The 10,936-nt window shown below is 69.6% G+C and carries 9 protein-coding genes and 1 pseudogene; 9 read left to right on the top strand and 1 reads right to left on the bottom strand.

The window, feature by feature from the left end; genetic code table 11:
- Positions 1 to 252 precede the first annotated feature (252 nt).
- The 9 genes and pseudogenes from IEZ09_RS39520 (at position 253) to IEZ09_RS39480 (ending at position 9,929) form a co-directional block, all read left to right on the top strand.
- The gene (locus tag IEZ09_RS39520) at positions 253 to 780 is read left to right on the top strand and encodes a TetR/AcrR family transcriptional regulator (protein WP_189258976.1); all 528 of its coding nucleotides are present in this window, start codon (positions 253 to 255) and stop codon (positions 778 to 780) included.
- Complete coding sequence (locus tag IEZ09_RS39515) at positions 777 to 1,514, top strand: TIGR03084 family metal-binding protein (RefSeq protein ID WP_370467787.1); 738 nt, start codon at positions 777 to 779, stop codon at positions 1,512 to 1,514. The genes IEZ09_RS39520 and IEZ09_RS39515 overlap by 4 nt, the downstream gene beginning before the upstream one ends.
- Positions 1,511 to 1,702, top strand: coding sequence for a hypothetical protein (locus IEZ09_RS39510; RefSeq protein WP_189258971.1), 192 nt, complete (start codon positions 1,511 to 1,513; stop codon positions 1,700 to 1,702). Before IEZ09_RS39515 ends, IEZ09_RS39510 begins: the two co-directional genes overlap by 4 nt.
- Before the next feature lie 81 nt (positions 1,703 to 1,783).
- A pseudogene (locus IEZ09_RS39505) lies at positions 1,784 to 3,453 on the top strand (acyclic terpene utilization AtuA family protein).
- Positions 3,450 to 4,562 carry an acyl-CoA dehydrogenase family protein gene (locus tag IEZ09_RS39500; protein ID WP_189258970.1) on the top strand — a complete coding sequence of 371 codons (1,113 nt, stop codon included), beginning with the start codon at positions 3,450 to 3,452 and terminating at the stop codon, positions 4,560 to 4,562. The pseudogene IEZ09_RS39505 and the gene IEZ09_RS39500 overlap by 4 nt, the downstream one beginning before the upstream one ends.
- The gene (locus tag IEZ09_RS39495; RefSeq protein WP_189258969.1) at positions 4,562 to 6,112 is read left to right on the top strand and encodes an acyl-CoA carboxylase subunit beta; all 1,551 of its coding nucleotides are present in this window, start codon (positions 4,562 to 4,564) and stop codon (positions 6,110 to 6,112) included. The genes IEZ09_RS39500 and IEZ09_RS39495 overlap by 1 nt, the downstream gene beginning before the upstream one ends.
- A gap of 7 nt (positions 6,113 to 6,119) precedes the next feature.
- A complete protein-coding gene (locus tag IEZ09_RS39490) occupies positions 6,120 to 7,967 on the top strand; it encodes an ATP-binding protein (protein WP_189258968.1) in 1,848 nt (615 codons plus the stop codon).
- Positions 7,964 to 9,103, top strand: a complete 1,140-nt coding sequence (locus IEZ09_RS39485) for an acyl-CoA dehydrogenase family protein (RefSeq protein ID WP_189258967.1) — start codon at positions 7,964 to 7,966, stop codon at positions 9,101 to 9,103. Before IEZ09_RS39490 ends, IEZ09_RS39485 begins: the two co-directional genes overlap by 4 nt.
- Before the next feature lie 13 nt (positions 9,104 to 9,116).
- A complete protein-coding gene (locus IEZ09_RS39480) occupies positions 9,117 to 9,929 on the top strand; it encodes an alpha/beta fold hydrolase (protein ID WP_189258966.1) in 813 nt (270 codons plus the stop codon).
- On the opposite strand, the gene IEZ09_RS39475 is transcribed toward IEZ09_RS39480, so the two are convergent.
- Entirely contained in the window at positions 9,869 to 10,774 is a 906-nt protein-coding gene (locus tag IEZ09_RS39475) for a helix-turn-helix domain-containing protein (RefSeq protein ID WP_189258965.1), read from the bottom strand. The two genes, IEZ09_RS39480 and IEZ09_RS39475, sit on opposite strands and share 61 nt — an antisense overlap.
- Positions 10,775 to 10,936: the final 162 nt, after the last annotated feature.

Here is a 10,936-nt window from a genome sequence, read left to right as displayed (position 1 = left end):
AGCCAGTCAAACGATCACTGACCGCCTACGACCATTGACCTTGGAATCAACCATCTAGTAGGTGTCCCGAAACCATGGTCATCTTCCTCACCGCAGGAGGAAGGTGCGGGCGGGCGGGCGGCTTGGGCTCGGTTCGCGGAGTGGCGACATTTACAAGCAGGCTTGACTGTTTGTTTGTGGCCCGGAACACTCGGGCCCGTGGAGACGAGGCAACGCCAGGCCGACCGCACCCGCGAGACCAAGCGGAAGCTGATGGAGGCAACGGTCGAGTGCCTGGTGGAACGAGGCTGGTCGGGCACGACGACGACCGAGGTGGCCGAGCGCGCCGGGGTGTCGCGCGGCGCCCAGCTGCACCACTTCAGGACACGCGGCGAACTGGTGGCGGCGGCCGTGGAACACGTGGGCGCGGAGAGCGTCGAGGTGCTGAAGCGCCGGGCGGCCGTCACGGACAAGAGCACGCACGCCGTGGTGGAGCTGATCGCGGACTTCCACGCCAGCGACCTGTTCACCGCGGCACTGGAGCTGTGGGTGGCGGCGCGCACGGACCCGGAACTGCGCGAGCAGGTGCTGGACCTGCAGGCGCGCCTGGGCCGCGAGGTCTACGGCCTCGCCCTTGAGCTGCTCGACGTCGACGACGCCAAGCCGGGCGTGAAGGACGCCGTGCAGGCAACGCTGGACCTGGTGCGCGGCCTGGCGCTCGCGAACCAGCTGGCCGACGACGGCAAGCGCCGCGCGCACGTCGTGCGCTACTGGGCGAGGATGCTGGAGGAGCAGCTGTGATCATCGCGGACCTGCTGGCCGATCTCGACGCCGAGTCGCAGGAACTCGACGACCTGGTGGCCGCCGCCCCGGACTGGTCGCTGCCGACCCCGGCCCAGGGCTGGACGATCGGCCACCAGATCGGCCATCTCATGTGGACGGACAAGGCGGCGATCCTCGCCATCACCGATCCCGAGGCGTTCCAGGCGCAACCGCTCACCGGCGACATCGTCGACCGCACCGCGGCCGAGGCGGCGGAACTGCCGAACCTGCTGGAGCTGTGGCGGGACGGCCGCGCGGCCTTGCGGGAGCACCTCGCGCGGGCCGAGGGCAAGATCGTGTGGTTCGGGCCGCCGATGAGCCCGGCCTCGATGGCCACCGCGCGGATCATGGAGACCTGGGCGCACGGCCAGGACGTCGCCGACGCGCTCGGCGTGGTGCGCGAGCCCACCGCGCGGATTCGGCACGTGTGCCACCTCGGGGTGCGGACCATGGGGTTCGCGTTCCTGCTCAACGGGTTGGCCGTGCCGGAGGCTGAGGTCCGGGTCGAGCTGACCGGGCCCGGCGGGGAGTCCTGGACGTGGGGGCCGGAAGGGGCCGAGAACCGGGTTTCCGGGCCGGCGCTGGATTTCGCGTGGCTGGTGACGCAGCGGCGGAACCGGAAAGAGCTCGCGATCGAGGCCACGGGTGAGGTGGCCGAGCAGTGGGTGCCGATCGCGCAAGCCTTTGCGGGGCCTCCCGGAGGTGGCCGGTGAGGGCGAGGGCCACGGCGGGGGAGGCCGGCGGTGAGGAGTGCACGGTGCCGGAGGTGGCCGGTGAGGGCGGGGTGCGGCGCGGGAGGCCGGCGATGAGGGCGGGCACGGTGCCAGAGATGGCCGGTGAGCGCGGAGCACGGCGCGGGAGGCCGGCGGTGAGGGGGCACGGCGCCGGAGGCGGCCGGTGAGGGGGGCACGGCGCGGGAGGTGGCCGGTGAGGGCAGGGCACAGCGCGGGAGGCGAGCGGTGAGGGGTGCACGGTGCCGGAGATGGCCGGTGAGCGCGGGACACGGCGCGGGAGGCCGACGGTGATCAGGATCGGCAACGCGTCCGGGTTCTACGGCGACCGGCTGTCCGCCATGCGCGAGCAGCTCGAAGGCGGCGACCTCGACGTCCTGACCGGCGACTACCTGGCCGAGCTGACCATGCTGATCCTCGGCCGCGATCGGATGAAGGACTCCCAGCTCGGGTACGCCAAGACCTTCCTGCGCCAGATGGAGGACTGCCTGGCGCTGGCCCTCGACAAGGGCGTCAAGATCGTCGTCAACGCCGGCGGGCTCAACCCGGAAGGGCTGGCCCGCAAGCTCGGCGAACTCAGGCCCGGCAAGCTCGGCGAACTCAAGCCCGGCGAACTCGGCGAACTCAGCCCCGGCGAACTCGGCGAGCTTGATCAAGGCGACCTGGCCGGCAGGCTCGGCGCCAAGATCGGGTATGTGACCGGCGACGACCTCAAGGCGCGGTTCCCGGAGGCGTTGACCGCCAACGCCTACCTGGGCGCGTGGGAGATCGCGGAGTGCCTCAACCAAGGGGCGCAGGTCGTGGTCACCGGCCGCGTCACCGACGCGAGTCTGGTCGTGGGTCCCGCCGCGGCGCACTTCGGGTGGGCGCGCGACGACTGGGACCGCCTCGCCGGAGCCACCGTCGCCGGCCACGTGCTGGAGTGCGGAACGCAGGCCACGGGCGGCAACTTCTCGTTCTTCACCGAGATCGACGCCACCCGGCCCGGTTTTCCGATCGCCGAGATCGACGAGGACGGGTCGTGCCTGATCACGAAGCACGACGGGACCGGTGGGGCGGTCACCGTGGACACCGTCACGGCCCAGCTGCTGTACGAGATCGGGGCACCGGAGTACCTCGGGCCGGACGTCACCACGCACTTCGACACGATCCGGCTCGAACAGCACGAACGCGGCGTGAGAATCAGCGGCACCAGGGGAAGCCCGCCACCGGACACCCTCAAGGTGTGCCTCAACACGTTGGGCGGCTTCCGGAACTCCACCACGTTCGTCCTCACCGGGCTCGACGTCGAAGCGAAGGCGGAGCTGGTCAAGCGGCAGCTCCACGAGGCAGTCGGGGACGACGGCCTGACGTGGACGCTGGCGCGGACCGACCAGAAGGACGCGGCCACCGAAGAGCAGGCCAGCGCGCTGCTGCACGTCACGATCAAGACGACGGATCCCAAGCGGGCCAAGGGATTCAGCCGCGCGGCGATCGAGCTGGCGCTGGCGAGCTATCCCGGCTTCCACGTCACGGCGCCGCCCGGCGACGGCACGCCGTTCGGGGTGTACAAGGCGGCGTACGTGCACCGTGACGAGGTCAGCGCGAAGGCGGTGTTGCTGTGAGGAGGCCGCTGGGAACGATCGCCGGCGCCCGCAGCGGGGACAAGGGCGGGGACGCGAACCTCGGGATCTGGGTGCGGACACCGGAGGCCTACGAGTGGCTGAAGGGGTTTCTCACCACGGAGAAGCTCAAGGAGTTGCTACCGGAGGCGGACCAGGTGAGCCGGTACGAGTTGCCGAACCTCAAGGCGCTCAACTTCGTGTTGCACGGGCTGCTCGGTGAGGGAGTGGCCAGCAGCACGCGGTTCGACCCGCAGGCGAAGGCGCTGGGCGAGTGGTTGCGCAGCAGGGAAGTCGAGATTCCGGAGGAGCTGCTGTGATCACGAAGGATCTGTACGAGCGCAAGGAGCTCCGGCAGCTCGTGCGTGACTTCACGCACAAGGAGATCGTGCCGCACCTCGACCAGTGGGAGCGGGACGGCGAAGTGCCGCGCGAGCTGCACAAGAAGGCAGCCGAGCTGGACCTGCTCGGCATCGGGTTCGAGCACGGCGATCTGATCGACTCGGTGGTGCTGACCGAGGAGATCATCCAAAGTGGAGGGTCGTCGGGGCTGATGGCGGCGTTGTTCACGCTCGGCATCGCGATCCCGCACATCTGGCAGAGCGGCAACGAAGATCTCAAGGAGCGGTTCGCGAGGCCCGCCATCCGGGGCGAGAAGATCGGCAGCCTGGCGGTCACCGAACCGGGCGCCGGGTCCGACGTCGCGAACATCCGGACCAAAGCGGTCCGCGACGGCGACTTCTACGTCGTCAGCGGCGAGAAGACGTTCATCACCTCGGGGTGTCGCGCGGACTTCGTCACGACGGCGGTCAGGACGGGAGAACCCGGCTACAAAGGTATCTCGTTGCTGGTGATCGAGGACGGGTTCACGCGCCGCAAGCTCGACAAGATGGGCTGGCACTGCAGCGACACCGCGGAACTGCACTTCGACGACGTCCGGGTGCCCGCGAAGAACCTGGTGGGCGAGGAGAACCAGGGGTTCGCGCAGATCATGCGGCAGTTCCAGGTCGAGCGGATCACGATGGCCGTGGAGGCCTACGCGACGGCGCAGCGGGCGCTGGACCTCACGGTGAACTGGACGAGGAACCGCGAGACGTTCGGCAGACCGCTGATCAGGAACCAGGTGGTGAGCCACCGGCTCGCCGGGATGGCGCAGAGGATCGACCTGGCGCGCACGTACGTCAGGGAGGTGGCGGCGCGCGTCAACCGCGGTGAGGACTGCGTCACCGAGGTCTGCTTCGCCAAGAACGCCGCCGTCGAGGCCTGTTCGGAGGTCGTGGACGCGGCGGTGCAGTTGCACGGTGGCATGGGATACATGCGCGAGTCCGAAGTGGAGCGTCACTACCGGGACGCCCGCATCCTCGGCATCGGGGGCGGGGCGAGTGAAGTGATGACCGAGCTCGCGGCACGACGATTGGGGTTCGCCTGATGGGCAACAGGGAGGCGCTGCTCGCGAAGATCGCGGAGCTGGACGCCGAGCACGCCAAAGCGCTCGCGGGTGGTGGGCCGAAGTACGTCGAACGGCACCACAAGCGCGGCAAACTCCTTGCGCGCGAACGGGTCGAGCTGCTCATCGACGAGGACAGCCCGTTCCTGGAGCTGTCGCCGCTCGCCGCCTGGGGCACGGACTTCCCGGTCGGGGCCAGTGTCGTCACGGGCATCGGGCGGGTCGAAGGCGTCGAGTGCGTGATCGTCGCGAACGACCCGACGGTCCGCGGCGGTGCGAGCAACCCGTACACGCTGCGGAAAAGCCTCAGGGCCAACGACATCGCGTTGCAGAACCGGTTGCCGCTGGTCAGCCTCGTCGAGTCGGGCGGAGCGGATCTGCCCACGCAGAGCGAGATCTTCATTCCCGGCGGCCGGGCGTTCCGCGATCTGACGCGACTTTCGGCGGCGGGCATCCCGACGATCACCGCGGTGTTCGGCAACGCGACCGCCGGCGGTGCGTACGTGCCGGGCATGTCCGACTACGTGATCATGGTCAAGGACCGCTCGAAGGTGTTCCTGGGCGGTCCGCCGCTGGTCAAGATGGCGACCGGGGAGGAAGCGGACGACGAGAGCCTGGGCGGCGCGACCATGCACGGCACGACGTCCGGCCTCGCGGACTTCGTGGCGGAGGACGAGACCGACGCGATCCGGCTGGCCCGCAGGGTCGTCGCCAGGCTGAACTGGCGCAAACTGGGCCCGGAGCCGTACCCGGTCGAAGAGCCGCTGTTCGACGCCGACAGCATCCTCGACATCGTCTCCGAGGACCAGCGCGTGCCGTTCGACCCCAGGGACGTCATCGCCCGGCTCGTCGACGGGTCGAAGTTCGACGAGTTCAAACCCTTGTACGGCAACAGCCTCGTCACCGGCTGGGCCAGGATCCACGGCTACCCGGTCGGCATCCTCGCCAACGCGCGCGGCGTGCTGTTCAGCGAGGAGTCGCAGAAGGCCACCCAGTTCATCCAGCTGGCGAACCAGAGCGACACCCCGCTGGTCTTCCTGCAGAACACCACCGGCTACATGGTCGGCGCCCAGTACGAGCAGGGCGGCATCGTGAAGCACGGCTCGATGATGATCAACGCGGTGTCCAACAGCCGGGTGCCGCACCTGACGATCACGATGGGCGCGAGCTACGGCGCGGGCAACTACGGCATGTGCGGCAGGGCCTACGACCCGCGCTTCCTGTTCACCTGGCCCAACGCCAAGTCCGCCGTGATGGGGCCCGCGCAGCTCGCCGGTGTGCTGTCGATCGTCGGGCGGCAGGCCGCCGCGGCGAAGGGGCAGGAGTACAACGAGGAGCACGACGCGGCCATGCGCAAGATGGTCGAGGCGCAGATCGAGGAGCAGTCGCTGGCGCCGTTCCTGTCAGGGAAGCTCTACGACGACGGCGTGATCGACCCGCGCGACACCAGGACCGTGCTCGGGATCTGCCTCTCCGCTGTCCACAGCGGACCGATCAAGGGCGCCGACGGCTTCGGCGTCTTCCGGATGTGATGACGCAGTGATCAAGACTCTCCTGATCGCCAACCGCGGCGAGATCGCCCGCCGGATCATCCGCACCTGCGACGCGCTCGGCATCCGCACGGTCGCGGTGTTCTCCGACCCGGACGCCGGCGCCCCGCACGTCAGGGAAGCCGACTTCGCGGTGAACCTGCCGGGCGCGTCACCGGCCGACACCTACCTCCGCGCCGACCTGATCGTCGAGGCGGCGGTCAAGGCCGGAGCGGACGCCGTCCACCCCGGTTACGGCTTCCTCAGCGAGAACGCCGGCTTCGCCAGGAAGGTCCAGGCAGCAGGCCTGACGTGGGTCGGCCCGGAACCGGACTCCATCGAGGCGATGGGCTCCAAGGTCGCCGCGAAGAAGCGGATGGCGGCCGCGGGTGTGCCGACGCTGCCCGAGCTCGACCCGGACACGGTCACCGAGTTCCCGGTGCTGATCAAGGCATCGGCGGGCGGCGGCGGGCGCGGCATGCGGATCGTCCGCGAGAAGACCGAGTTCGCGGACGCTCTCGCCAGTGCGCGGCGGGAAGCCGAGTCGGCGTTCGGCGACCCGACGGTGTTCTGCGAGCCGTTGCTGGAGCACGCGCGGCACGTCGAGGTGCAGATCCTCGCGGACGCGCACGGCACGGTGTGGGCGCTCGGCGAACGCGAGTGCTCGATCCAGCGCCGCCACCAGAAGATCGTCGAGGAGTCGCCGAGCCCTGCGGTCACGGACGACGTCCGCAAGCGTTTGTTCGCGGCGGCGACGGCGGCGGCCGAGTCGATCGGGTATGTCGGCGCGGGCACCGTCGAGTTCATGCTGAAGGGCGAGGACTTCCACTTCCTGGAGGTCAACACGCGCCTGCAGGTCGAGCACCCGGTCACCGAGCTGGTGTACGGCGTCGACCTGGTGGAATGGCAGCTGCGGATCGCGGAAGGCGCCGAACTCCCGGCGACACCACCGCAACCGCACGGGCACGCCATCGAGGTCCGCCTCTACGCCGAGGATCCCGATCACGACTGGCGCCCGGCGAGCGGCACGCTGCACCGGTTCCACGTGCCTGGCGACATCAGGCTCGACAGCGGTGTCGAGGACGGGTCGGAGATCTCGGTCCACTACGACCCCATGCTGGCCAAGGTGATCGCGCACGCACCGACGCGCCGCGCCGCCGCCCGCAAGCTCGCGACGGCACTGGCGAACGCCCGGATCCACGGCCTGGTCACGAACCGCAGGCTGCTCGTCGACATCCTGGAGCACGACGCCTTCCTCGACGGCGACACGCACACCGGGTTCCTCACCGAGCACGAGTTCACCCGGACCGTTGACCCGCAACCGTTTGCGCTCGCGGCGGCGCTCGCCCAGGCCGCGCGTCGCAAGGTCGGCCACCTGCCGCTCGGCTGGCGCAACGTCCGTTCGCAGCAGCCGAAGGCGAAGTTCCTGTTCGCAGACACCGAGATCGAGGTCGAGTACGACCCGAAGCAGGCCACTGCGGACACCGTGGTCCTCGATCTGGACGGCGTGCGCACACCGTTCCACGTCGCCAGGTACGGCGATCTGGTCGAGGTCGACTCACCGCGCGGTTCGGTCAGCCTGAAAGTCGTGCCGCGCTTCCCCGAACCGGAGACCAGGCTCGCACCGGGCGCGACCGTCGCCCCGATGCCCGGCACGGTCGTCCGGGTCAGCGTTCAGCAGGGCGACCAGGTCGAAGCCGGAGCCGAACTCCTGGTGCTGGAAGCCATGAAGATGGAACACCGCGTGCTCGCGACCAGTGCGGGCACCGTCACCGAACTCCTCGTCGCGCAGGCCCAGCAGGTCAACGCGGGCGACGTACTGGCCGTAGTAGCCGAAAAGAGTGGAGACGAATCGTGAGCTTCGTCGAGTCCGAAGAGCGGATCGCGCTGCGCAAGGCCGTGTCCGAGCTGGGCGCCAAGTACGGCACCGAGTACTTCGTCGCCAAGGCCAAAGCAGGCGAGAAGACCACGGAGCTGTGGGAGGAGGCGGGCAAGCTCGGCTACCTCGGCGTCGCCGTGCCGGAGGAGTACGGCGGCGGTGGCGGCGGCATCGGCGACCTCGCGGCGGTGTGCGAGGAACTGGCCGCGGCGGGATGTCCGTTGCTGCTCATGGTGGTCTCGCCGGCGATCTGCGCCACGGTGATCGCCAGGTTCGGCACGGACGAGCAGAAGTCCAAGTGGCTGCCCGGTTTCGCGGACGGCACGCTGAAGATGGCGTTCGCGATCACCGAGCCCGACGCGGGTTCCAACGCGCACCAGCTCAGGACGCACGTCCGCCGTGACGGCGACGACTGGATCCTCAAGGGCACCAAGACGTTCATCTCCGGCATCGACGAGGTCGACGCCGTGCTCGTGGTCGCCATCCAGAAGACCGGGCCGGTGCTCGTGGTCGTCCCGACGAACGCCGAGGGCTTCACCTGGCACCAGATCGAGATGGACCTCGTCGCACCGGAGAAGCAGTTCACGCTGTTCTTCGACGACGTCCGGCTGCCGGGCGACGCCGTCGTCGGCTCGCCGGACCAGGGGCTGCTGCAGGTCTTCGCGGGCCTCAACCCCGAACGGATCATGGGCGCGAGCATGGCGACCGGCTCGGCGCGGCTCGCGATCGGCAAGGCCGTCACCTACGCCCAGCAGCGCCAGGTGTGGGACAGCCCGATCGGCTCGCACCAAGGTCTCGCGCACCCGCTCGCGAAGATCCACATCGAGATCGAGCTGGCCAGGCTGATGACGCAGAAGGCCGCCGCGCTCTACGACGAGGGCCGCGACAAGGAGGCGGGTGAGGCCGCGAACATGGCCAAGTACGCGGCGGGCGAGGCCATCGCGGCCGCGGTCGACCAGGCGATCCAGACCCACGGCGGCAACGGCCTGACGTCGGAGTTCGGCCTGGCGTCGATGCTCGGCATGTCCAGGCTGTCCCGCATCGCGCCCGTCAGCAGGGAGATGGTCCTCAACTTCGTCGCGCAAAACTCGCTGAAGCTGCCGCGCTCCTACTGACACACTGCCCGTCATGGGGACTTTCAGAACTCCAGACGGCATCAGGCTCGCCTACCACGGCCCGTCCGGACCGGATCCGCTGATCTGCCTGCCGGGCGGGCCGATGCAGGATTCGTCCTACCTCGGCGGACTGCCGCTGGAGAACGCGGTCAGGCTCGACCTGCGCGGCACCGGCGAGTCCGGCGAGGCACCGAAGGAGACCTACCGGGCTGACCGGCAGGTCGACGACGTGGAGGCGTTCCGGCAGCAGCTCGGCCTCGACGCGCTGAAGCTGCTCGGCCATTCCGCCGGCGCCACCCTCGCGCTGCTGTACGCGACGCGCTACCCGAACCGCGTCGAGGAACTCGTGCTCGTCGCACCGAGCCCGCGCCCGGTCGGCATCGACGTCACCGACCTGGACCGCAGGGAGATCGCCCTGCGGCGCGCGGACGAGCCCTGGTACGCCGAGGCCATCAAGGGCTTCGAGGAGATCTGGGCGGGCAACGTGACGCCGGAGGCGTTCGAGAAGATCGCCCCGTTCTGGCACGGCCGCTGGGACGACGCCGCACGGGCGCTCGACGACCACCCGCGCAACGCCGAGGCCGCGGCGGAGTTCTACGCCGACGGCGCGTTCGACCCCGAGCAGGTGCGCGCGCAGCTCAAAACCCTCGACGCGCCAACGCTTCTGCTGGCCGGTGAGCTCGACGTCGCGCTACCGCCCCGGCGTGCGCGGGAGTACGCCGAGCTCTTCCCGGACGCGCGGTTGGTCGTCCAGCCGGGAGCGGGTCACTTCCCCTGGCTCGACGACCCCGAGGCGTTCGCTGCCACGGTCCAGCGCATCCCGTAGAGACCGGGGCCGAAGTCGAGCGCGGCGGCGTGCGCGTAACCCCACGAGTCGACCGGGGCCGGGCGTGCGCCGCCGAACATTTCCGTCCCGGCGGGACCGGACGCGAATTGCTCGCAGGAGGCCGGCGGGGACTCGGCCGGGAATTTGATCTCCAGCACGTAGTCGTGCACCCGTTCGGCGAACCGGCGGAAATGCGTGTGCTCCACCGTCGGATGTGGATAGATCAATTCGTACTCGATCGCGATCGAGTCGCCTGGCGAGATCGTCTCGTCGAACAACAGCTCCGCCACGAGCACGCCGTTGGTGCGTTCCCGCGCGATGCGGCCGACCCGGCACGAGCGGACCGCGGTGAGCGCCGGTTGGCAGGAACCCGTTTCCTGGCACAGGATCCAGCGGTCCACACCGGCCGACGTCACCTGCATGACCTGGCGTGACCGGACGCCGCGCACCCCGCCGCAGGGCGCGACCTCCACCCGGTCGTGCTGGGCGGTCAGCGTGAGCCCGGAGCCGTCCCACGGCGCCCTCGCCGACAACTCCCGCCTGCGCGAACGACCGCGCGGCCGAGGCGGGCCCAGCAGCCGCGACAGCGCCGCTTCCGGCAGTCCGAGCACGTCCTCCAGCTGGGCGAGCGCCATCAGCGACTCCGGCCGCTCTGGCCTGCGCCTGCCGGACTGCCAGTAGCTCAGCGCCGTCACGCTGATCGGCGCGCCACGCACTTTCAGGCGGTGCTGCAGCCGTTCCAGACTGAGACCCCGCACCTGGATCGCGACCCGCAACGCGTCCGCGAACGGACCCGTCACCAACAGGTCGGCCAACTCCTCGCGCGGTGGGTAAATGGTCAGCATCACCCCTCCGTTTCCCGGGGTCAAGCTCGGAAGGCTATCGGCAGCAAAGGGAACGCGGTACAGCCGATCGGCGGTTTTGCGCCGGTTCGAAACCCGGAAAGTTCAGATCTCGAGCCTATTACGCCGCCATAGTCTCGATTGGGTTCTGATCACCCCTGCGAC

Origin of the sequence: Lentzea flava, assembly GCF_014648475.1 — a bacterium.
GTDB classification, from domain to species: Bacteria; Actinomycetota; Actinomycetes; order Mycobacteriales; family Pseudonocardiaceae; genus Lentzea; species Lentzea flava.
This window is presented reverse-complemented; position numbering and strand designations above follow the sequence as displayed.